Annotated in this window: 21 protein-coding genes and 1 other RNA gene; 10 read left to right on the top strand and 12 right to left on the bottom strand. The window is 50.9% G+C overall.

All coding sequences use genetic code 11. The features are described from left to right. The first annotated feature begins 171 nt into the window (after nt 1-171). On the top strand, nt 172-1,227 hold the full coding sequence (locus tag ACRQU7_RS16755; RefSeq protein WP_444642032.1) for a lysylphosphatidylglycerol synthase transmembrane domain-containing protein: 1,056 nt from the start codon (nt 172-174) through the stop codon (nt 1,225-1,227). 89 nt (nt 1,228-1,316) lie between these two features. Next, nucleotides 1,317-1,838, top strand: a complete 522-nt coding sequence (locus ACRQU7_RS16750) for a GNAT family N-acetyltransferase (RefSeq protein ID WP_444642030.1) — start codon at nt 1,317-1,319, stop codon at nt 1,836-1,838. 32 nt (nt 1,839-1,870) lie between these two features. On the opposite strand, the gene ACRQU7_RS16745 is transcribed toward ACRQU7_RS16750, so the two are convergent. The 3 genes from ACRQU7_RS16745 to murQ form a co-directional block, all read right to left on the bottom strand. Further along, nucleotides 1,871-2,050, bottom strand: coding sequence for a hypothetical protein (locus ACRQU7_RS16745; protein ID WP_444642028.1), 180 nt, complete (start codon nt 2,048-2,050; stop codon nt 1,871-1,873). A 128-nt stretch (nt 2,051-2,178) separates the two neighbouring features. After that, nucleotides 2,179-3,015 carry a MurR/RpiR family transcriptional regulator gene (locus ACRQU7_RS16740; RefSeq protein WP_038325866.1) on the bottom strand — a complete coding sequence of 279 codons (837 nt, stop codon included), beginning with the start codon at nt 3,013-3,015 and terminating at the stop codon, nt 2,179-2,181. A 24-nt stretch (nt 3,016-3,039) separates the two neighbouring features. Continuing rightward, a complete protein-coding gene (murQ, locus tag ACRQU7_RS16735) occupies nt 3,040-3,972 on the bottom strand; it encodes an N-acetylmuramic acid 6-phosphate etherase (protein ID WP_444642025.1) in 933 nt (310 codons plus the stop codon). A gap of 458 nt (nt 3,973-4,430) precedes the next feature. Between murQ and ACRQU7_RS16730 the strand changes: the two genes are divergently transcribed. Further along, nucleotides 4,431-5,861 carry a PTS transporter subunit EIIC gene (locus ACRQU7_RS16730; protein WP_444642023.1) on the top strand — a complete coding sequence of 477 codons (1,431 nt, stop codon included), beginning with the start codon at nt 4,431-4,433 and terminating at the stop codon, nt 5,859-5,861. An 18-nt stretch (nt 5,862-5,879) separates the two neighbouring features. Beyond that, on the top strand, nt 5,880-6,926 hold the full coding sequence (locus tag ACRQU7_RS16725) for a MupG family TIM beta-alpha barrel fold protein (protein ID WP_444642021.1): 1,047 nt from the start codon (nt 5,880-5,882) through the stop codon (nt 6,924-6,926). 84 nt (nt 6,927-7,010) lie between these two features. Here the strand turns inward: ACRQU7_RS16725 and ACRQU7_RS16720 are convergent, their stop codons facing one another. Continuing rightward, nucleotides 7,011-9,641, bottom strand: coding sequence for a calcium-translocating P-type ATPase, PMCA-type (locus ACRQU7_RS16720; protein WP_444642019.1), 2,631 nt, complete (start codon nt 9,639-9,641; stop codon nt 7,011-7,013). A gap of 121 nt (nt 9,642-9,762) precedes the next feature. Between ACRQU7_RS16720 and ACRQU7_RS16715 the strand changes: the two genes are divergently transcribed. The 4 genes from ACRQU7_RS16715 (at nt 9,763) to ACRQU7_RS16700 (ending at nt 12,119) form a co-directional block, all read left to right on the top strand. Next, the gene (locus ACRQU7_RS16715) at nt 9,763-10,272 is read left to right on the top strand and encodes a phosphatase PAP2 family protein (RefSeq protein WP_444642017.1); all 510 of its coding nucleotides are present in this window, start codon (nt 9,763-9,765) and stop codon (nt 10,270-10,272) included. A gap of 173 nt (nt 10,273-10,445) precedes the next feature. Continuing rightward, a complete protein-coding gene (locus tag ACRQU7_RS16710; RefSeq protein ID WP_038325862.1) occupies nt 10,446-10,691 on the top strand; it encodes a DUF6514 family protein in 246 nt (81 codons plus the stop codon). A 57-nt stretch (nt 10,692-10,748) separates the two neighbouring features. After that, nucleotides 10,749-10,904: a rubredoxin gene (rd, locus tag ACRQU7_RS16705; RefSeq protein ID WP_081928396.1), complete on the top strand. Its 156-nt coding sequence runs from the start codon at nt 10,749-10,751 to the stop codon at nt 10,902-10,904. A gap of 24 nt (nt 10,905-10,928) precedes the next feature. Further along, nucleotides 10,929-12,119 (top strand): FprA family A-type flavoprotein, encoded by a 1,191-nt coding sequence (locus ACRQU7_RS16700; protein ID WP_444642015.1) that lies wholly within the window; start codon nt 10,929-10,931, stop codon nt 12,117-12,119. A 28-nt stretch (nt 12,120-12,147) separates the two neighbouring features. Here ACRQU7_RS16700 and ACRQU7_RS16695 read toward each other — a convergent pair whose 3' ends face one another. The 7 genes from ACRQU7_RS16695 to ACRQU7_RS16665 all read right to left on the bottom strand — a co-directional run bounded on the left by ACRQU7_RS16695 (nt 12,148) and on the right by ACRQU7_RS16665 (nt 18,104). Next, nucleotides 12,148-12,891 carry a TVP38/TMEM64 family protein gene (locus ACRQU7_RS16695; RefSeq protein WP_444642013.1) on the bottom strand — a complete coding sequence of 248 codons (744 nt, stop codon included), beginning with the start codon at nt 12,889-12,891 and terminating at the stop codon, nt 12,148-12,150. A 139-nt stretch (nt 12,892-13,030) separates the two neighbouring features. Then, nucleotides 13,031-14,896, bottom strand: a complete 1,866-nt coding sequence (locus ACRQU7_RS16690; RefSeq protein WP_444642011.1) for a hypothetical protein — start codon at nt 14,894-14,896, stop codon at nt 13,031-13,033. Next, on the bottom strand, nt 14,871-15,770 hold the full coding sequence (locus ACRQU7_RS16685; protein WP_038325858.1) for an ABC transporter ATP-binding protein: 900 nt from the start codon (nt 15,768-15,770) through the stop codon (nt 14,871-14,873). The genes ACRQU7_RS16690 and ACRQU7_RS16685 overlap by 26 nt, the downstream gene beginning before the upstream one ends. Nucleotides 15,771-15,773: 3 nt before the next feature. Continuing rightward, complete coding sequence (locus ACRQU7_RS16680) at nt 15,774-16,148, bottom strand: GntR family transcriptional regulator (RefSeq protein ID WP_243122516.1); 375 nt, start codon at nt 16,146-16,148, stop codon at nt 15,774-15,776. A 149-nt stretch (nt 16,149-16,297) separates the two neighbouring features. Further along, nucleotides 16,298-16,525, bottom strand: coding sequence for a helix-turn-helix transcriptional regulator (locus tag ACRQU7_RS16675; protein WP_444642008.1), 228 nt, complete (start codon nt 16,523-16,525; stop codon nt 16,298-16,300). Nucleotides 16,526-16,576: 51 nt separating this feature from the next. Continuing rightward, nucleotides 16,577-17,707 carry a sporulation integral membrane protein YtvI gene (gene ytvI, locus ACRQU7_RS16670; protein WP_185741169.1) on the bottom strand — a complete coding sequence of 377 codons (1,131 nt, stop codon included), beginning with the start codon at nt 17,705-17,707 and terminating at the stop codon, nt 16,577-16,579. 139 nt (nt 17,708-17,846) lie between these two features. Continuing rightward, nucleotides 17,847-18,104, bottom strand: a complete 258-nt coding sequence (locus ACRQU7_RS16665; protein ID WP_038325855.1) for a helix-turn-helix domain-containing protein — start codon at nt 18,102-18,104, stop codon at nt 17,847-17,849. A 421-nt stretch (nt 18,105-18,525) separates the two neighbouring features. On the opposite strand from ACRQU7_RS16665, the gene ACRQU7_RS16660 reads away from it, so the two are divergent. Both ACRQU7_RS16660 and rnpB read left to right on the top strand, forming a co-directional pair. Then, entirely contained in the window at nt 18,526-19,983 is a 1,458-nt protein-coding gene (locus ACRQU7_RS16660) for a nicotinate phosphoribosyltransferase (RefSeq protein WP_444642005.1), read from the top strand. 95 nt (nt 19,984-20,078) lie between these two features. Further along, nucleotides 20,079-20,423, top strand: an RNA gene (gene rnpB / locus ACRQU7_RS16655) — RNase P RNA component class A. Nucleotides 20,424-20,561: 138 nt separating this feature from the next. On the opposite strand, the gene ACRQU7_RS16650 is transcribed toward rnpB, so the two are convergent. After that, complete coding sequence (locus ACRQU7_RS16650; RefSeq protein WP_444642003.1) at nt 20,562-21,245, bottom strand: hypothetical protein; 684 nt, start codon at nt 21,243-21,245, stop codon at nt 20,562-20,564. Between the last annotated feature and the right edge of the window lies 1 nt (nt 21,246).

Raw genomic sequence — 21,246 nt, 5'->3', positions numbered from 1 at the left:
GCACGTGCAATCCGGCCACCTGCCCAAGGCGCCTGCAAACGCCGGGCCGCACGAAAAATTCCCTTCTGGGAATCCTTAGTTCGGGAAACAGTCTTGTATAATTTTTCTGTTTGAGATAAAATATACTAATGTTCCAGGCGTAAGGCCAATTTACAATAAATGGAGAAAAAAATGGCAGGTAGTCTAAAAAAAGGAATCCGCAAAAATCTTTTTGTCATTCTTACACTGCTTCTTTCCGCCGGAATTCTGCTTTACTTTCTGTTTACCACGGACGGGATTGTCGCTCTGGGGGAAATTATCCTGAAGCTGAGGCCCGAGTGGCTGTTTTTATCCGTTGCGGGCGCGGCGCTCTGCTGGATTTCAGAGGGTTTCGTCCTGAACCTGCTCTGCGTCCATCTGTATCCCGAATGGAGCTTCGGGCGCTCTTTTTGCGTAGGCATGATCGGCTTTTTGTACAGCGCGGTTACGCCGTTTTCAACCGGCGGCCAGCCAATGCAGATTTACTCCATGAGGAAAATGGGAATGGATACGGGAAAAGCCGGTTCGATTATCGCGGTCAAGACCCTGACTTATCAGGTAGTCATGGTGCTGTATTCCCTCGTACTGGTTGCCATGAAGCTGCATTTTTTCCAGACGAGCGTCAGCAACTTTTCCTTTGTAACGATTATCGGGCTGATCAGCAACAGTACCTTTATCACCCTGGTCGCCCTGTTCATGATCAGCGAGACCGCCACGGACAAAATTGTGGCGGGCGTGATCCGCTTTCTTCATAAAGTGAAGCTTTGCAGACATCCCAGGGAACGTTATGAGAAAATCCACAGCCAGCTTGAAATTTTCCACGGTGCTTCCAAGCTGATGGGGAGATCGGTCAGGCTGTATGCCGTTGTGATGGCGTTCACCGTTGTTCAGATCACGCTGAACAGCCTGATTCCCTATTTCATTTACCGCAGCTTCAATATAGGCTCGGCGTCGGTCACAACCATGGTGGCGGCGCAGGTGTTCGTAGCCATGGTCAGCGCGTTTGTGCCGCTGCCGGGAGCTTCCGGCGGCGCGGAAGGCAGCTTCTACCTGTTTTTCGGCATGTTCTTTAAGACCGCGATCATCCCCGCGATCCTTCTGTGGAGAATCATTACCTATTATTTCAATATCCTGTTCGGCGGCGTTTTCGCTTATGTCGCGCAAAAGCGTTACCATGTGCAGGCGCCGGACGAATTGGAAAAGCGATAGGCCGGGAGTGGTCAGTGTGAGCAAGCTTTATACAAATGCGCCAAGGGCTATCATGTGCAAATTTTACTGAAAAAGGGGATGTATGGAATATGATTAGGAAAAGCAATGCAAGCGACCTTGCTGAAGTTGTAAAAATCTACGATAAAATACTTGAGCAGGAATCAGCCAGAACAATGACGGGCTGGCAAAAAAACAGATATCCTTCACAGGGGACAGCCTTTGAAGCACATAACAACGGAGAGCTTTTTGTAATGGAGGTTGCGGGTGAAATTGTTGCTTCTGCGATCATCAACCAAAAGCAGCTGAGTGATTATTCTAAATGCGAATGGGAATATAGTGCTCAAAATAACGAGGTAATGGTGATACATACCCTGGTTGTTGATCCTGAAAAATCAGGGAAAGGGTACGCAACGGATTTTATATCGTTCTATGAGAACTATGCGCTGGAAAACGGCTGCCGGTATTTGAGGCTGGACACCAATGAAATCAATTCCGCGGCCCGCAAACTTTATCACAGATTAGGGTATAAGGAATCCGGTATCGTTTTATGTGAATTTAATGGGATTGAAGGGGTACACCTTGTTTGCCTGGAAAAGAAATTAGGCAGATAAAAAGCGCCGATTTTTTGACCGAAGGATTCATATCAGGCGATCATTTTATCACCCTGTTTTCTGTCGCCAAATTTCCTTAATGCATCGCAGCAGAGTATTCGCAGATAGGATGCATTATCGTAAATAATACGCTCAACGAGGCTGCTATAAACAGCCTCATTTAAATAATACGCAAAGATGCGTCCTGATTCGGCTTTTTCAAGCCGCTTCAAGGCGCATCTTCTGTTTTTAAGGCTGTTCACTTTGTACAGCTTGCTGTCGCAAATTCATTTTGCAGCAGCCCATTCCTTTTACAGTACATATAGGCTTTTATATCGGACTGCGTAACGAATCTTAACGGCTATTTCAAGCGCTTGATCGCTTCTTTGGTCTTGACCAGATATTCCTTTATCAGCCCTATGTCGTTTTTTGCAAGACCCAAATACAGCAGGTCCGTGACGATGAGAGAGGCGTTGCGCGAAGCAATTGCACCCAGCCTCAACTCTCTCTCCGAGGAGGGAATATAGAGCAGGATGTCTGAAAGCTTTACCAAAGGACTTTTTTTGAACTGGGTAATGCTGATGATGGGCGTCCCCAGCTCTTTCGCAAGCTGTACGGCAGTGTTGACCTCGCGTGTCGTCCCGCTGTAGCTAACGGCGATCGCCGCATCCCTGTCCGTCATATGGGCGGCGGCCGCCAACTGATAATGAAAGTCATTGTGATACACTACCCTGCGATTTATTCGCGTCAGCTTCTGCATAAAGTCCATACAGATAGTCCCGGAACCGCCGATTCCAAACAGATAAACGATTTCACAGCCCAGCAATACATCGACTGCTTTTTCAAGGCTCGCGGTGTTGATGAGCCGGTACGCCTGATTTTGCAGCATGGTATTCAGGTTTTCCGCCTTTTTCAGGACGGTGTCCATCGAATCCTCTTCCTCTATCATATCATCGTAATTTGTGATTTCAGAGGTTCTGTCCTTGGCCAGATCGACTTTTAGATCGGTAAAGCCGTTGTAGCCCAGTTTTTTAGAAAAGCGTATCACTGCTGCGGCAGAAACGCCGACGCGTTCCCCCAAAGTCTGTGAAGAGTTTAAGGGAACCTCGTCAATATGGTTAAGGATGTAATCCGCCAGCTTCTTTTCCGTATCCGTGTAGCTGGAGGCTCCTTCCCGTATTTTATAAATGCAGCTCATGTGTAAACGCTTCCTTTTCTTAATTCAGTCTTTGGGAGGTACGGCATCTTTGCTTTTCAGAGAACGGATCGCCCTCGACAGATTACGCAGGTTATCGTTCAGCATGGCTTCGCATTGACCTCTGGAAAGACCGGTCAGCACCATGCAGATGGCCACCTTTACGTCGGAGCCGCTGGACTGCAGATATTTTGCGGCTTCTTCGTAGCCGCACCCGGTGCTTGACATAATGATCCGCTTCGCCCTCTCGATCAGTTTTTCGTTTGTCGGCTGTACATCGACCATTAAATTTTTGTATACTTTCCCATATTGTACCATAAGTGCGGTGGAAATCATATTCAAAATCATTTTTTGTGCGGTCCCGGATTTCATGCGTGTGGAGCCGGTAATGACTTCCGGTCCGACAAGCACCTCGATTTTGGTTTGGGCATGCTTCGAAATTTCAGCGTTGCTCACGCAGCTGATCGCCCCGGTGTAGGCGCCGAGCTCTTTTGCGTAATCCAGCCCGCCAATCACGTACGGCGTCCTCCCGCTTGCCGCCAGACCGATAACGGTATCGTTGCTGTTCAGAGAAATCCGGATGAAATCCTGCTTTGCGAGAGCGAAATCATCCTCCGCTCCTTCCTTCGCCTTGATCAGCGCCTCAAATCCGCCGGCGATGATTCCCTGGATCAGCGTGGGATCCACACCGTAGGTCGGAGGGCATTCGCTTGCGTCCAGGACGCCCAGCCGGCCCGAAGTGCCCGCGCCGATATAGATGACCCTGCCGCCGCGCATCATGCGCTCGTGCGCTTCATCCACCAGCTCCTGAACGGCGGGCAGCACCTTTTCCACGGCAAAAGCGACCTTTTTATCTTCCTCGTTTATTACCTGAAGCATCTCTATCGTACTCATAACATCAATGCTTTTACTGTTGCTGTTGACTTTTTCGGTTTCCAAAATCTCCAGATCCAGATTCATTTCATACAGCCCCTTCCTGTTTTATCATATACTATTGACTTTTTTAAAATACAAATTCAAATATAATAATATTTTATTAAAATAATATTTTAATTAGAATACCTGAATTTTATTATATAATCGGAAACACCTTTTGTAAATACATATATCCGGAATAGATAAAATTTACTGTATCATTGATTTATGGACAAACAATAAAGATACGTGGAATTAATTTTATCGATAATGTATAAAAATAGTTATTGGGAAAAGGCGAGTGTTTTAATAGCTGTAAAGTGCCTTAAAAATAAAATTTTAATAAATTTAATATAATTTGTGAAATATTATTGACTTAATTAAACAAAAGATTATAATGATACCGTAAGAAGAACAAGAGGAAAGTTGATGGGGATGCAATCAAAAGCGGCCTTGTTACGGCACTGCCGCTTTTTACTTTATTTCAAGAAAGGGGTATTTACATGGATTATCAGAAAATTGCAAAGGAAGTTCTGCTGGCTGTCGGCGGAAAAGAAAATGTCAGCGCCAACGCAGCCTGCATGACGAGACTTCGCATAAGCGTCGTGGACCCGGGGAAAGCGGACATCGCTGCATTGAAGAAAACCGAAGGCGTTCTGGGCGTTGTCGATTCCGGGACCATTCAGCTTGTGTTCGGACCCGGAACCGTCAATAAGGTCGGCGAAGAATTTTCGCTGCTGACCGGATTGGCGCTTGGCGCGGAACAGGCGGACCAGGATGTGGGGACGATCGCACAGGAGAATAAAGCGGCGAACAAGGCGAAACACAACGGCCCTGTCCAGAACTTCCTGAAGAGGATCGCCAATATTTTTGTTCCGCTCTTACCGGGTATCATTGCAGCCGGTTTGATTAACGGAGTCTGCAACGTCATCAATGTTTCCACACAGGGCGCGCTGAGCGGACAGTGGTGGTATGAGTGCATCCGCACCATGGGCTGGGCGCTCTTTGCGTATCTGCCCCTGCTTGTCGGCATGAACGCCGCAAAAGAGTTTCGGGGGTCCGCTGTGCTGGGTGCGATTGCGGGTGCAATGTCCATTTCTTCGGCAGCGATGCCGCTGCTGTCGAAATTCCATGATGCGGATGTGCTGCTTCCGTTGACGGGAAAGGTGTTTAATCCGGGTGCGGGCGGACTTTTGGCCGCGCTGATTGCCGGTATCTTTTTCGCCTATCTCGAAAGATGGGTGCGGAAATGGATGCCCACGATTCTCGATACTTTCCTGACTCCGCTGGTTACTGTTATTGTTGGCAGCCTGATTGCCCTGATTGTCCTTCAGCCGATCGGCGCGTTCCTTACCAGCGGGATTTTTACTGCTTTGGATTTCATCTATACTTCCCTTGGCGTGGTGGGCGGATATATTCTTTCCGCGGGTTTCCTGCCGCTGGTGGCGGTTGGTTTGCATCAGGCTCTGACTCCCATCCATGCTATGCTGAACGACCCGGCCGGCGCGACGCATGGCATCAACTACCTGCTTCCGATTTTGATGATGGCAGGCGGCGGCCAGGTCGGCGCAGGGTTTGCCCTGTTCCTGAAAACAAAAAACAAGAAGCTCAAAAGACTGACCAGAGATTCCCTGCCGGTCGGTATTTTGGGTATTGGTGAACCGATGATGTACGCGGTTACCCTGCCGCTGGGCAAACCGTTTGTAACGGCCTGTCTGGGTGCCGGTGTGGGCGGCATTCTTGCTTCCCTATTTAAGCTGGGAACGGTATCCCAGGGGGTTTCCGGGTTGTTTGGACTGCTGATTGTCATTCCGGGGCAGCAGCTGCAATATGCGATCGCGATGCTCGGCGCGTATGCGGGCGGATTCCTGCTTACATATTTCTTCGGTGTGGACCATAACAGAATCGAAGAAGTGTACGGAAAAAATGAATAAATTCGAGAGTGTGTTTTCATGAGGCAGTTTGGAATTTCCCTTTATTTGGGAACAGGATACGATAAAAATACAAAAATTGTTGAGAAAGCAGTGCAGGCAAACGTAAAATATGCGTTTACCTCGCTGCATATTCCGGAAGAGAGTGTCGGCGATTATGCTGCGGAGGTTGATAAGCTGTTTGGCCTGTGCAAGAACAGCGGCCTTTCCCTGATTGCTGATGTAGGCCCCAGAACGCTGGAAAAGCTGGGGTATAAAAGCCTGAGGGAACTGAAGCGGACCTCCATCTCCCATCTGCGCATTGATTACGGTTTTACACCCCAGCAGATTGTCGACCTGTCACAGGATTTTAACGTGGTTTTCAATGCGAGCACACTTTTGGACAGTGATATCTGTGAATTGAAAAAGCTGGACGCGGATTTCAGCCGCTTGGGGGCGTGCCATAATTTCTACCCCAAACCTCTGACCGGCCTGTCCCTCAAAAAAACACGCACAATCAATGAAAACCTGCGGCGGATGGGAATTACCACCATGGCGTTTGTGCCGGGCGACCGGGAACTGCGCGGGCCTCTCTGCATGGGGCTTCCCACGGTGGAAGAACACCGCGGCGGAGATATCCTGCTCAGTACGCTTCAGCTGCGTTCGGACTGTCTCACCGATATCGTCTTTCTGGGCGATATTGATATCAGTGATGGCTCCTGGAGCAAAATTAGGGATTTGTCACAGGGGTATGTTACACTCCGAGCCGAAATTGAGCCGCAGTACGGCTATATCAAAGAACAGATTCACCATGACCGCCCGGATTCCAGCGAGTATGTGATCCGTTCGCAGGAGTCCAGAACCTATTCCTCGCAGGGCAGGCTGTTTCCCGCGGAGGAGCTGAAGGCGCGCGGGAAGGGAAGCATTTCTGTCGGGAATGAAAAATATCTGCGCTATTCCGGTGAACTGGAAATCGCACGCAGAGATCTGGAGCCTGAAAGCAGAGTCAATGTAATTGGCCGGGTCGCCGCGCAGGATTTGCAATATCTTGACTATATAACGGACGGAATGGGGTTCCGCCTCGTCTGAATTTTTATGATCGGCATTTATATCATTCATTAAATTAGGCCTCCTTCCACAGATGAACGGTTCTGTGAAAGGAGGCCCTTTTCCTTATTCTGCTTTTTTGTCTGGCCGGATTCTATGAATTCTTGGATGATTTTCGGGTCGGATTTTTGCCCGGTGCGGTGTCAGCGCCTTCTCAAGCTCTACCACCACAAGGGGGATCAGGGACAGCAGCGCCACGATCAGCCATTGGCTTCCGTTCAGCACCGCGGTCTTGAAAATCACGGCCAGCGGTTCAAAGACGATAACCATTGCCTGGAGCGCCGTGCAGATCACCGCCGCCATCACAAGCTTGGGGTTGGCGAAAATGCCGGCTTTAAACACGGAGTGCGGCGACCGCATGTTAAAGGTATGTACGATCTGAGAAAGGCTGAGGACCGCAAACGCCATGGTGCGGCCGACATACGGGGACGACGGGTCGACGTCGAAATAAATGCGGCCGATGCTGTAGGCCAGAAGCGAAATAGCGCCGATCAGACACCCTTCCACAATAATATTGTATCCCATGCCGCCGGAAAAAACGCTTTCGTTCGGTTTCACCGGCTTGCGGTCCATGATGTCTTTCTCTATCGGCTCAACGCCCAGCGCAAGCGCGGGCAGGGAATCCGTCACAAGGTTTACCCACAGCAGCTGGATGGCCAGCAGGGGAGTGGGCAGGCGCAGCAGAAAGCTGACAAACACGGTCAGAATTTCCCCGATGTTGCAGCTGAGCAGGAAATGCACGGTCTTTCGGATGTTCTCGTAAATGCCCCTGCCTTCGCGCACGGCGGTCACAATCGTTGCGAAGTTATCATCTGTCAGAACCATATCCGAGGCCGCCTTGGCCACGTCAGTGCCCGAAATGCCCATTGCGCAGCCAATGTCCGCGGCGCGCAGCGCGGGGGCGTCGTTTACGCCGTCCCCCGTCATGGCGACCACCTCGCCGTGGGACTGGAACGCGCGTACGATGCGTACCTTGTGTTCCGGCGAGACGCGGGCAAATACGGCGTAGTCGTAAATGCTTCTTTCAAGCTCCTGCTGGCTGAGTCTGTCTAACTCCGTGCCGGTAATGACACGGCTTTTTCCATCCATAATGCCGAGCTGCTTCGCGATCGCCGCCGCGGTGGCGGCGTGGTCCCCTGTGATCATAATGGGCCGGATGCCGGCCTTGCGGCATAAATCCACAGCGGGCTTTACCTGCGGGCGGGGCGGGTCGATCATTCCGATCAGGCCGCAGAAGGTCAGGCCGTGTTCAATATCCTCGTCCGTGTCCGGCAGAAAGTCGATATCCCGGTAGGCGACGCCGATGACGCGCAGCGCGTGGGACGCCATCTCCTCGTTCTGCCGCGGCGCTCCTCCCGTACAGTGCGTGAACAGGATGTCGGGGGCGCCCTTGGTGATAATCCGGTAATGCCCGCCGCCCAGGCGGTGTACGGTCGTCATCATCTTGCGCTCGGAACTGAACGGGATTTCCATCACGCGGGGGTACTGCCCGTCGAGCCGTTTCTTTTCAGTGGAAGCGGCGGAGACGATCGCGGCTTCGGTCGGGTCGCCGTGAATCGTGTTCCCGCTGACCGTACAGTTGCAGCAGAGCGACGCAAGGCTCAGAAGAAAATCTCCCTGCGTCGAGTGGATCGGGACGATTCCGCCGGAGTCTCTCAGCTCCACCACGGTCATCCGGTTCTGCGTCAGGGTACCGGTTTTATCGGAGCAGATCACGCTGGCGCTGCCGAGCGTTTCCACAGCGGGCATACGCCGCACAATGCTCCTTTTCGCCGCCATGCGGCGTACGCCGATCGCCAGCACAATCGTGACGACCGCGGGAAGACCCTCCGGAATCGCCGCCACGGCCAGGCTGATGGCAATTAAAAACATTTCCAATGGTTGAACGTGCTGAAACAGGCCCATAATAAAGATGACAAAGCAGATGGCCAGGGCGCCGATGCCCAGCCAGCGCCCCGTCTGGGCCAGCTTGCGCTGCAGCGGGGTCTGGGGAGCGGACTGGGTGTTGATCATATGCGCGATTTTCCCCACCTGTGTTTCCATCCCGGTCGCCGTAACGACGCCGGCGCCGTGCCCCGACGCAATGGAGCTTGAGGAAAACAGCAGATTGTGGCGGTCGCCGAGCGGGGTGTTGGCGGAGCAGGTCATGTCCGCGCGCTTCCTGCTCGGCAGGCTTTCCCCGGTCAGGGCGCTTTCCTCCGCCTTCAGGTTGACGGCTTCGGTCAGCCGCAGATCGGCCGGAACAAGATCGCCCGCGTTCAGAAGGACAAGATCGCCGGGGACCAGGTCCTTTGCCTCAATCATCGCTTCCGTGCCCGCGCGTACCACGTGGGCGTGCGGGCTGGACATCTTTTTGAGCGCTTCGATCGATTTTTCCGCCCTGCTTTCCTGTATCAGGCCCATCATCGCGTTCACCGTAACGATTGCCAGAATGATGATCGAATCAATATAATCGTTGTCCTTCTGCAAAAAGGAAGTCACAAACGAAATTCCGGCCGCCACCAGCAGGATGATTACCATAAAGTCTGAAAACTGCGCGAAAAACCGCAGCAGCACGCTCTTCTTTTTCGGCTGCTCCAGCTCGTTCGGGCCGTACCTGCTCCGGCGCTCTTCCGCCTGGGCCGGCGACAGGCCCGTCTTTATATTGGTACCGAGTTTTTTTGCACATTCTTCTTTTGTAAGACTCTGCCAATCCAATCGTATCAACCCCCTGTTATGGTTAAGTATATTCGCGGATTTCTCAAAATATGGTAGTATCGTCCAACGTTAATACTTTCCCGTTCCCAGGACGGGCAGGCGGAAAGGAGGAGAAGAGAGGATGAATCTGGATTTTCTGATCCTGAATTTTATACAGAGCCATTTTCACAACGGCTTTACGGATTTCTTTTTTTCCGCCGTCACCGTGCTGGGAAACGCGGGGTTTATATGGGTTGTGGCCGGCATCTGCCTGATCTGCTCGAAAAAATACCGTCCGTACGGGGTGATGCTTCTGGCCGCTCTGATGCTGACGCATACGGTCGGCGAAGGAATCCTGAAGCCGATTTTCGCCCGTCCGCGCCCGTTCAGCGTTACCTTCGGATACAGGCTGCTGATTGCCGCGCCGCACGGGTATTCCTTTCCGTCGGGTCACGCCGGTTCTTCTTTTGCGGCGGCGTTCATCCTGCGCAGGGCAAACCGTAAATTCACGGCCCCTTCATTTTCCCTTGCGCTGCTGATTGCCTTTTCACGCGTTTTTTTATTTGTACATTACCCGTCGGATGTTTTTGCGGGCGCAATACTGGGCGTATTATGCGCCTATCTTATTTGCTACCTGTATAAAAGGGCTTAAATAGTTCTTAAATCCAATATACAAGATGTGCCTGAAAAGTCCAAAAGGGTCAAAGATATTGCGGAAATATAATTTTCACAAAGAAACGGTCCGTTTTGTCTTGAATATCCCGCGAAATTGAATTATCATAAAACTAGTTTGTGGTCATATTTCACACAAAAAGGAGGGGAAAAATGAGAAAATGTGTAGGGAATATTGAGCTGTGCGGCAATAATCTGAAATATTACGTTTATGGTAGCCGCAGCACGGGTTTCGGGGTGGAAATTACCGTGACCCGTGTAGAAAAAGCTGACCAGATAGTGTCACAAGATTTGGGGACGGCAATGAATGTGGCGCAGCAGCTGCAGAGGGGTTCGGTTTTTCCGACCAATTTAAGCGAAATAATCGAAGACTTTCAATTTGAGGCGGATTCCGATTGACAAAAAAGCTGTGCTATTCTATACTAATGACAAATTCAAAACAAAGGAGAAAAGCTTATGAAATATGTTTGTAATGCATGCGGCTATGTATACGACCCCGCGGTAGGTGACCCGGACAACGGCATCGCACCCGGAACAAAATTCGAGGATCTGCCCGACGACTGGACCTGCCCTATGTGCGGGGTCGGCAAGGATATGTTTTCTCCGGAATAACTGAAAAGGAAGAATGTCATTAGAATGGGTGCAATCAAACTCAAAAGCAATGTTTATTCAGTCGGTGTCCTGAATCCGTCACTGCGTGTTTTTGACATTATTATGGAGTCGCGTTATGGCACCAGCTATAACGCGTACCTCATTACGGGTGAAAAGAACGTTCTGATTGATACGGTACACGCCCCGTTTTTCGACGAGTACCTGAATAACATTCAAAGTGTCATCGATATTTCAAAAATTGATTATCTGATTATGGACCACACGGAACCGGACCATTCCGGCAGCGTTGGAAAGCTGCTCGAAATGAATCCCAATATTACGGTTTACTGTACGGTGGCGGCAAAGATGTATCTTTCCGCCATTACCAACAGAGACTTTCAATGCGTCACTGTAAAACAGGGGGACAAGCTTTCGATCGGAGGGGAAGAGCTCGAATTCATCATAGCGCCTCTTCTTCACTGGCCGGATTCCATGTTTGTCTACATGGGTTCGGAAAAGACGCTGTTTACCTGTGACTTTCTGGGGACGCATTACTGCGAGCCCACTATGCTTGATACGACCGTCCATTATCCGGACAAGTACAGCGAGCAATTTGAGTATTATTACAATTGTATTTTCGGGCCGTTCAAGCCCTATGTTCTGGCCGGGCTTGACAAAATAAAGGACCTTCCGATTACATTGGTCTGTCCCAGTCACGGCCCCTGTCTTACCGAAAGCATTCCGAAATGCGAGGAGCTTTACCGGGAGTGGAGCACTCCCGTCCCGCATGAGAAAAAAAAGGTCGGTATCCTTTACGCTTCCGCTTACGGATGTACTGCGAAACTGGCCGAAGCAGCCTATGACGAACTGAAAAAAGACGAGAAGCTGGATGCGAAGCTGATCAATGTCGTCTTTACGCCGTTTGAAGAGGCAGCAAAGCTGGTCAATGAAGCGGACGCTCTGCTGATCGGTTCCTGCACCATTAACCGCGACGCGCCGAAAGTCATCTGGGACATCCTTGCCAGCGTGGACGCGATCAACACCAAACAAAAACCGGTCGGGGCGTTCGGCGCTTACGGCTGGAGCGGCGAAGCCGTTCCGATGATGAAATCCCGGATGGAACACCTGAAGCTCCGGTTTATCGGAGAAGGCTTCCGTGTTCTTTTCAGTCCTACGGAAGAAGACCTGACGGCCATCAGGGCATACGCGAAAGAAATAGTATCCAACATGAAGTAAAAAAATAAATCCGGAAGCGGCTGAGTTGTCAGTCACTTTCGGATTTTTCTTTTTTGCCCTGCCGGTACCGTTTGGAAATTCTGCGGTAAGCAATCGCGCCGATCAGGCTGGCGGCCGCCGTGACGGAATAAATGATGGCCGCGATTCTGTAATCCTGCATCCCCAACGCATTGCCTGTAATCGTAGAGGTGATTACGGAGGGAATCCGCGCAATACTGGTCAGAATTAAAAAGGTTTTCAGCTTCATGGACGTAAGCCCGATAAAATAGGTCATAAGGTCCTTCGGGGTTCCCGGAATCAGGAACGCGAAAAATACGAGGAAGTTCAGATTTCTGCTGTATTTCATAAAGCGCAGGAAATGGATTTTTTCCCGGCTGATAAACGCTTCCACCAATCTGTTCCCCCAGAGCTTTGTAAACAGGAAAATAACGGACGAGCCGACCGCCGCTCCGGCCAGGCACAGCAGGGTGCCCTCCAGAGTGCCGAAGGCATAGCCCGCGCCGACCTCCATCGGTTCGCCGGGGATGACGGCAAAGATGATCTGCAGGACCATCATACCGACGAAGGCGAATCTTCCCGCCACCCCGTGCAGGTTGACCCATACGCGGAACTGCTCCGGGTTGGAGATGGTGTCGATCAGCGGCCTCCAAAGCAGCGCGGTGGCTGCCGCGAACAAAAGGAGCAGCACGGAAACGATGCCGGTGATTTTTCTTTTCTCTTCGTATTCCTTTTGATTTTCAGTGTTTATAATTTCAGGTTCCTCCCAAAACATTTTTCAGGATCGATTTTTAACCGGCACAGCACAGCCAAGAGGAGCGCATGACGGTATTTCCGGATAGAAAAGGCGGCCGGTCCGAGAGCCGGCCGCCTTCCTGTATTGATATGCTGTATTTGCGTGATTATGCAGCTTGTTATTTATTCCAGCCGAGTTTTTCCACCAGCTGTCCGGTTTTTCCGGATTTATTTGAAAAGTTGTAGCTGTTTGAGTACAGGTAAAGATTACCTTCGTATCCGTTCAGCAGGGTTTTCAGCTTGCCGTCCTTCACCTGAAGAGGCGCCTTGTATTCGATCACCAGGTAAGAGGAATCTACGTCAAGGTTTTTGCCGTCGTTCAGCTTGCCGTCCAGATAATCCTGCCTCATGGCGTCCAGCAGTTCCTTTTTGGTGTTCAGGTCCGGCGCGAAGGTGGTGCTGTCTTCTCCGCCCCGTGTGTCCAGATCGACGCTCTTGATGTACTCCGGCTCAACATAAAACAGGAGGTCCTGCGTTTCTTTGTATTCTCTGGTATCGGCGATTTCGCCCAGCGGAGAGATCGGATTTCCCTGTCCGTCATTCTTGTATTCCAGATAATAGGTTCTGTTTACGGTACCGCCGTTTTTCAGATGATAGGTTAACGTAAAGGAAGTGCCGTTCATGCTGTTCAGGCAATAAGGATAGGAATGTTCTCTTTTGTCCTGTGTGATTTTCTTATGGAATTCGGTTACCTTTTCAATATTGGCCTTTTCCGTCAGTGTCGGCGTAACGGAGGTAAGGACGCGGTGATTCGCGTCAAGAATCTGCCCGCCGTTGTTCGTATAAGGGTCCTCTATGGTGACACTTGCCACATCCTCTGCCAGGGGAACGCGGATGTCGTAGCCCAAAGCGCCCGTGGCAAGAAAAGCATAAGTGACCACAAACACAGCCATGAAAACGCCGTATCCGACGAAGCTCCTTTTCAGCTGCTTAAACCCACGGGAATAAATGGTCTCTGTCACAATATGCGCGGCAAGGGACCCGGCGATCAGGCCGATAAAGAAGTTCCCGGAGCTTTCCGTTCCGCTCTGGAGCAGCAGCCCCAGGCCGAGGCCCGTCACAGCGGTGATCATGAAACGGATCACATTTTTGGGAAGGGAGAAAGCAAAGCTGCTTTCGGCACATTCGCTGCGGCGTTTCTGGTAGAGAAGGACGGTGCCCGCCAGAAGCACGAGGGTAAATAGGATCCACCACACATAGAAGCCCGTATCGACAACCAGAGCTCCGCTGCGAGCCTGGCTTCCGCTTACAATATACGGCATGAAAGCGGCCATGTAAGGAGAAACCGCGGTCAGAATAAGAGAGTTTGCGGTTAATCCGGTATTCAGGCCGGGCAAAAGCGAGGAGGCAAACCGGTCGCCCAGAAAAATCAGAAGCGGATATGCCGCGTTAATGCCCAGCAGGGACAGAATCATGTCGGTGGTCGTTCCGGTACAGACCGCCATGAAGGAGGACAGGCACAGCGCCGCCGCACAGATCAGCATCAGCCACAGCAGATAGGAAAATACAGTGACCCAGCAAAGCTGAAGCTGTACGGGGTAGGCCGCGCCCACTATGAATACGAGCGCAAAATTCAGTAAAATAGGCGCGTAAAGCGCGGTCAGGCTGGCAAGCAGCCGCCCCAGAATCATGGGCGTCCTGCCGACCGGCAGCGCGTGGAACAAATCCACGCTGCGCTTTTGATGCATATAGCCGAACAGGGAGACGGAAATTACCAGAACGAAAATCAGGGACATCGGGGTGACAATCAGAGCGGTCAGCCCTGTGACGCTGCTCAGATAGGTCTGCGTCCACATTTCGGGAGTGTAAACCTCGGTGGTAATCCGATTCTGCGTGTTCGCCATCAGGATCATCAGAATCATGGGTAGCGCGATAAACATCAGAAGCGAAAGAAGCGCCATCATACCGCGGTTCTTCTTCAGCGACCATAAGTATGTTTCCCAAAATTCTTTCCTGCGCCTAGTTGAGGATGTTTTCGAGGTCATAACCGGCCACCTCCATTTCACTGATAAATACTTCTTCAAGAGTGAGCGGAAGCACTTCCGCGAAAACAGGGTTCAACCCGTTTATCTTTTCCAGAATCTCGTCTTTTGAACCGCGGATCACCAGATTAATCAGGGAACCGTGCATTTCGGTCTTAATGATTTCCAGCGGCGCGAAGGCGCTGATTTCGGGCATGGGCTTGAACACCGCCTGCACCTTGTTGATGCCGAGCTTCAGCTCGTCAAGGTCGCGCTCGAATACGACGCCGCCTTTGTGGAACAGCCCCACATGGTCGCAGAAATCTTCCAGCTCCCGCAGATTGTGCGAGGCGATGATCACCGTCATGCCGCGCTGGGCGACTTCCCCGGAAACAATGCGCTTTAAAAGCTGGCGCATCACCGGGTCAAGGCCGTCGAATACCTCGTCCAGAAGAAGGCAGCTCGGCTGGGTCGCGATCGCGCAGATAATCGCCGCCTGCCGCTGCATCCCCTTGGACATATTGACGATTTTGCTCTTGCTGTCGATCGGGAACAGCCCGCACAGCTCTTCAAACCGCTTCTGGCTCCAGCCGGGGTAAATGCGGGAGAAAAATCCCGCCATTTCTCTCAGCGTGGCCTGCGGCAGAAAATAAGGAAAATCCGATATGAAGAAAATCTGAGACTTGACCTCCGAGTTTTCGAACGGCGCCGCTCCGTCCAGAAGTACCTCGCCGCCGTCCGGCTTATAAATTCCCGCGAGCGTGCGCAGAAATGTGGATTTTCCGGCGCCGTTGGAACCGACCAGCCCGAACACCGAACCCGACCCGATGGAAAAAGATATCTCATCCAGCGCGGTGGTCGCGCCGAATTTCTTCGTTAGTTTTTTTGCTTCTATCATCGCTCACTCACCTCTCCCGCTTACAATGCTTTCCACCCTTACAATGATTTGACTTTTTGTTATTCCAAAATCCGCGGCGGACCGGATTGCGTCGTCCAGCTTTTCCAGCGCAATTTCCCGCTGCTGGGAAATTGCGGAGAGGTCCTCGGAAAGAAAGGACCCTTTCCCCGGGATGGAACAGATAATACCGTCGTGTTCAAGCATCCGGTAGGCCTTTTGCACCGTGTTTGGGTTGACCCCCAGCTCCTGCGCCAGCGCCCTTACGCTTGGAAGCGGCTCCCGCTGGTCCACAGCGCCCACGGCGGCCATGCGCCGTATGCTTCTGTACAGCTGCTCGTAAATCGGCAGCCGGCTCTTATAATCGAGTGTGAACACCATCCTCACCTCTTCTGTATTTTCTGTATTATTAAGGTTAGTACAGCTAGACTATAACATGCTTACTTCCTCAAGTCAATAATCATTACAAAAATGTCAACAATAGAAAAACAGCGGGGAAAAACGTTTACGGCTGGGTTTTCTGTTTGTGGTTAATCTCTGAATTCAAAAAATTTATATACGGGAACTTTCAGCAGGTCGGAGATCGCGAAAAGGATGTCCAGCGAGACCCCCGAAACGGCAAGCTCAATTTTGCTTACGGTTATTCTGTCAATGTCCAGCTTTTCCGCAAGAGCTTCCTGTGTGTATCCTTTGTCCTTCCGATAATATGCGATATTCAGGCCCAGCTTTCTGTATTGATCATAATGCTTTAAATCCATGTCAATCACCCCAAACGAAAGGGCCGTTAACGGCCCGGTTTTTTCTGCCTGCTAGATTTCCGGTGGTGGCGGATCGCTTTGCGGGCCGGTTTTTGCAGTCTCCTTGCCGGCGGCTGGCTTCGCTTCAAACAGCGTGGGGAGCACGCCGATTTGGGTCAGAATCTTATAAAGGATCAAAAGCGCGGAGCAGTAGATCAGAATCAGAAAATTCTGGGCCACCAGCGCGAAATAGATCGCCGCGAGCATGGTCAGCGGATGAATATCGATCGACGAGGAGATCAGCTTCGGCTCAATGATCTGGCGGATGGAGGTAATCAGCAGCCAGCAGACCAGGAGCGCGCCCGCTTTGAAAAAGTTGCCGCTTACAAGGTAAAGAAGCGTCAGGGGGATATAAATGGTTCCGGGGCCGAGCACGGGAAGAATATCGGCGATGCCGGTCACAATGCTCAGAACAAGCGGATACGGTACGCCCAGCGCGAAAAAAACAATCAGCGTTTCCACAAAGGTGATGAAATATATCAGCAGATAGGAACCGACGTATTTTCCGCTCATATTCATTCCGTGGCGCGACGCGGAGCGGATATTGAACGCGGTGGTCTGGGAAAACAGCGACATGACGTGCGATTTGATCGAGGTCATGTCCTTTGAAAAAAAGTAAGTGGAAAGAATCATGACGATGAACATGGTGAAAATGGCCGGCAGGGAAGTCAGAAAGGTGAGCACGCTCGCCAGGATCGTTTTTACGATTCCGGCGCCGGATTGGGCGATATTCAGAATCTGCTGCTGATTCTGTTCGATATATTTGGAATTGATGCGATTCAAATACTCTCCCGCCATACTGATCAGGCTGTTGATCGGCGCGGTCAGGGCGCCTACGTCCGTGGTCAGATTGTTCAGCAGGTTGCTGATTTCATAAATCAGCCAGTAGCCCAGCAGAAACAGAAGGCCGAACACCACCACAAAAACCAGAAGCGTGGAAAGCGCCGCGGCCGCCGAGGGGTTGAAATGCATCCGCTTTTTCAGCTGTCGGATGACGGGCTGTACGATCAGGGCCAGCAGAAATCCCGCCAGAAAAGGAAACGTGAATTTCAGCGTAAGCGCGAAAAAGTAGAAAAGCAAAGTAAACCCTACGAAAAAGGCCAGTAGCGGCTTTAACCGGGTAAGCTGTCGCCTGTCAAACAAAATCATATCCTCCTTGCCTTTTGCTGTCCGAAATAGTAATATAATATCATTATATTCGATCTTTTGCAAAAAAGAAAGCAAAAAAAGAGCGCCCCGCTCAACGCGAAGCGCCTCAACCTGCCCCGTTATTCAAATACGATTATTTTTCGCGGCCTAAAAGCCAGTCGACTGAAACATTTAAAATATTAGCTAAAGCAGAAAGTTCAAAATCCGTTACATAGCGGATCTGGCCTTCCAATTTAGACAAGCCGGAGGCGTTCATATCGACACCGTTAACCTGAAGCTGAGCCAGAAGCTCTTTCTGCTTCATCCCTTGGTTTTTGCGTGCCATCTCCACACGCGCACCGACTAAATTACGAGTTCCAAGTGCCTGTTTGCGTAATCTCACTGAATTCATCTCCCCACGAAATATTTTTTACGCACATACATATTCCATCTGCACAGCGCCTGTAACAAAATTTCCTGAAAATTTACAAATCATTGGAAATTTACCAGCGTAAATTCTGTTAATGTCATATAGTATAATATTTTATTGTTTATAATGCAATAAAATATAAAAAAATTTCACATAATGAACCAATATTTTTCAAATTAGTAATGATTTCATCATATTTGCATTTCTTATTTGTTATTTTGCCTTAACCTTGTTATAATATTCTTCATATAGCTTATAATTTATTGTAATTTTCAAAAAGAGATTTTTATAGACCGGGATGCCGTTACGGTATCCATGAGACACTTTACTGCTGTTCTATAATATGATGACCGGCACGGGTGGAGTTACAGCAAAATTTAATAATTTATTGGAGCTGAACAGGATGAATGAACAGAACGGATTCAAAACCAACCTGACCATGCTGACCGATTTTTATGAAATCACCATGGCCAACGGCTACTTTACAAACGGCTATCAAGACACGATCGTCTATTTTGACATGTTTTTCCGGCGTGTGCCAAACGACGGCGGCTACGCGATCATGGCCGGTGTCCAGCAGGCCGTGGAGTATCTGGAGAACCTGAAGTTTACCGAGAAGGACATTCAGTATCTGCGGGACTGCAAAATTTTCAACGAGGATTTTATCGGTTATCTGGAGAATTTCCGGTTCGCCTGCGACGTGTGGGCGGTCCCAGAAGGAACCCCCATCTTTCCGACCGAGCCCATCGTTACGGTGCGCGGGCCGGTAATCCAGGCGCAGTTCATTGAAACTATGATTCTGCTCTGTATCAATCATCAGAGCCTGATTGCCACCAAGGCCAACAGGATTGTCCGCGCGGCGCAGGGAAGAGCGGTCATGGAATTCGGTTCCCGCCGCGCGCAGGGACCGGACGGAGCCGTTCTCGGGGCCAGGGCGGCCTATATCGGCGGGTGCTGCGGGACCGCCTGCACCCTCTGTGACCGGAATTACGGCGTGAAGGCGCTGGGCACCATGGCGCACAGCTGGGTCCAGCTGTTTGACAGCGAGCTGGAAGCCTTCCGGGCCTATGCCCGGGAATATCCGAACCAGTGTACCCTGCTGGTCGATACCTACAATGTTTTGAAATCGGGCATTCCCAACGCGATCCGCGTGTTCAACGAGGAGATTCTCCCTCTCGGGTTCCGCCCCGCGGGAATCCGCATCGACAGCGGCGACATTACTTATCTTTCCCGAAAAGCGAGAAAAATGCTGGACGCCGCCGGATTTGAGGACTGCAAGATCTGCGCGTCGAATTCTCTCGATGAGTATATAATACGCGACATGCTGATGCAAGGTGCCTGTGTGGACAGCTTCGGCGTGGGCGAGCGCCTGATCACCGCGGCCAGCGAGCCTGTTTTCGGCGGCGTTTACAAGCTGAGCGGAGTCGAGGACGCAAAGGGGAATGTCATTCCGAAGATTAAAATCAGCGAAAACGTGGCGAAAATTACCACTCCCTGCTTTAAAAATCTCTGGAGGCTGTTTGACCGGGAAAGCGGCAAGGCGATTGCCGACCTGATTACTCTGCACGGCGAAGTGATCGACGACACCAAGCCGTACGAGCTGTTTGACCCGGAACATATCTGGAAGAGGAAAATCGTCAAAAATTTCCGCGCGGTGGAACTGCGCCAGAAACTGTTTGAAAACGGAAAGAGCCTGACAAAGCCGCGCGACCTGAACGAAATCAAGGAATACTGCCTGCAGCAGGTGGATACGCTCTGGGACGAGGTCACGCGTTTTGAAAATCCGCACCAGTATTATGTGGATTTATCACAGAAGCTTTGGGACGAGAAAAACCGCCTGATCTCCGAGCACAGCTTTTAACGGCAGCCGGTATCGGATTCGTTTTTCAGTCGGCGGAAGGCCGCTTCCATAATCTGCAGTTGACAGACGGCCTTTCATCGATTAAAATAGTCTAGCGAGCAGGCTGAGCAGCTGCGGACACAGTCCGAAAGGACGTGCCCGAGGAAAGTCCGAGCTCCACAGGGCAGAATAACGGCTAACGGCCGCCGGGGGCGACCCCAGGGAAAGTGCAACAGAGATATACCGCCGGTAAACGGTAAGGGTGGAAAGGCGAGGTAAGAGCTCACCAGCGCGCGGGAGACCGCGCGGCTCTGCAAACCCTATTCGGAGCAACACCGCAGAGGGACTTCATGCGTCGGCCCGGCGCGTCCCGAGAAGGTGGCACTGAGCCGCGATGGCAACATCCGGCCAAGATAGATGGCTGTTCACGACAGAACTCGGCTTACAGGCCTGGTCGCATCAAAAAGACGAAAACCCGCTGTTTCAGCTGGCTTTCGTCTTTTTGTCTTTCGTTGCGCATTTAAATTATACAGATTGTATAATTTAAAACAAAAATACTGTTATTGCGGCGGAAACTCCGGGACTCTGCCGAATTCAGGCTATAAAGCGGGCAGCCCTGCCACTCCATTGACAGGCAGGGAAAACGCAATGGCCTTGGCGTCCGTATGAAGGCCCTTTTCGCGCGTAATCGCCTGCATAATTTCTTCACGGTGTTCGTTTTTGGTTAAAATCAGAATCAATTCCTTTTCCGGCTGGATCGTAATGCCGAAGAATTTTTCTGCATCCTTCACACTGGCACCCCGCGCGTGGATCACGGTACCCCCGGTCGCTTTTGCGGCTTTTGCGGCATCCATCACTTCATCTGAAAAACCCTGATTGGCAATCGCAACGATGAGTGCGTGTTCAAAGGATTGGTCCATAAAACTCCCTCCTGTTTTCTGTAATACGGTATGGCAGAGAGTCTCTTCCCTGCATCCCGCAGCACCGTTGATCGGTATGGTCATGGCAATACCGCTTCCGGGCCTGCCTATTTTTTCATTCAGTTCTTCCACAAAGCTTTCGGCTGTTTCCCCGGGCATCACACTGAACAGAACGTCTTTTTCCGTTTCGCCAAGGCCCCAGTAGGACAGGATTTTTGAATCCGCGGTTCCTTTTCCCAAAGCCAGGAAATTCAGGCGCACACCTCTGCCGGAAAACAGATCTGCAATTTTTTTGCCGTTTCCCCGGTTGAGAATCGTGATCATCAGTACGGTCGATTCCGATCCGGTATTTGTCTGCGTCATT

The sequence above is a fragment of the Caproiciproducens puteiluti genome (assembly GCF_052442865.1).
GTDB lineage: Bacteria > Bacillota > Clostridia > Oscillospirales > Acutalibacteraceae > Caproiciproducens.
Note: the sequence above shows the minus strand (reverse complement) of the source record. Positions and strands in the feature narration are given on the sequence as shown.

What these genes read in the sequence shown, in the direction of transcription:
- ACRQU7_RS16755 (WP_444642032.1), top strand. Translation starts at nt 172, where the DNA reads ATGGCAGGTAGTCTAAAAAAAGGAATCCGCAAAAATCTTTTTGTCATT.
- ACRQU7_RS16750 (WP_444642030.1), top strand. Translation starts at nt 1,317, where the DNA reads ATGATTAGGAAAAGCAATGCAAGCGACCTTGCTGAAGTTGTAAAAATC.
- ACRQU7_RS16740 (WP_038325866.1), bottom strand. Translation starts at nt 3,015, where the DNA reads ATGAGCTGCATTTATAAAATACGGGAAGGAGCCTCCAGCTACACGGAT.
- murQ (WP_444642025.1), bottom strand. Translation starts at nt 3,972, where the DNA reads ATGAATCTGGATCTGGAGATTTTGGAAACCGAAAAAGTCAACAGCAAC.
- ACRQU7_RS16730 (WP_444642023.1), top strand. Translation starts at nt 4,431, where the DNA reads ATGGATTATCAGAAAATTGCAAAGGAAGTTCTGCTGGCTGTCGGCGGA.
- ACRQU7_RS16725 (WP_444642021.1), top strand. Translation starts at nt 5,880, where the DNA reads ATGAGGCAGTTTGGAATTTCCCTTTATTTGGGAACAGGATACGATAAA.
- ACRQU7_RS16715 (WP_444642017.1), top strand. Translation starts at nt 9,763, where the DNA reads ATGAATCTGGATTTTCTGATCCTGAATTTTATACAGAGCCATTTTCAC.
- ACRQU7_RS16710 (WP_038325862.1), top strand. Translation starts at nt 10,446, where the DNA reads ATGAGAAAATGTGTAGGGAATATTGAGCTGTGCGGCAATAATCTGAAA.
- rd (WP_081928396.1), top strand. Translation starts at nt 10,749, where the DNA reads ATGAAATATGTTTGTAATGCATGCGGCTATGTATACGACCCCGCGGTA.
- ACRQU7_RS16700 (WP_444642015.1), top strand. Translation starts at nt 10,929, where the DNA reads ATGGGTGCAATCAAACTCAAAAGCAATGTTTATTCAGTCGGTGTCCTG.
- ACRQU7_RS16695 (WP_444642013.1), bottom strand. Translation starts at nt 12,891, where the DNA reads ATGTTTTGGGAGGAACCTGAAATTATAAACACTGAAAATCAAAAGGAA.
- ACRQU7_RS16690 (WP_444642011.1), bottom strand. Translation starts at nt 14,896, where the DNA reads ATGACCTCGAAAACATCCTCAACTAGGCGCAGGAAAGAATTTTGGGAA.
- ACRQU7_RS16685 (WP_038325858.1), bottom strand. Translation starts at nt 15,770, where the DNA reads ATGATAGAAGCAAAAAAACTAACGAAGAAATTCGGCGCGACCACCGCG.
- ACRQU7_RS16680 (WP_243122516.1), bottom strand. Translation starts at nt 16,148, where the DNA reads ATGGTGTTCACACTCGATTATAAGAGCCGGCTGCCGATTTACGAGCAG.
- ACRQU7_RS16675 (WP_444642008.1), bottom strand. Translation starts at nt 16,525, where the DNA reads ATGGATTTAAAGCATTATGATCAATACAGAAAGCTGGGCCTGAATATC.
- ACRQU7_RS16665 (WP_038325855.1), bottom strand. Translation starts at nt 18,104, where the DNA reads ATGAATTCAGTGAGATTACGCAAACAGGCACTTGGAACTCGTAATTTA.
- ACRQU7_RS16660 (WP_444642005.1), top strand. Translation starts at nt 18,526, where the DNA reads ATGAATGAACAGAACGGATTCAAAACCAACCTGACCATGCTGACCGAT.
- ACRQU7_RS16650 (WP_444642003.1), bottom strand. Translation starts at nt 21,245, where the DNA reads ATGACGCAGACAAATACCGGATCGGAATCGACCGTACTGATGATCACG.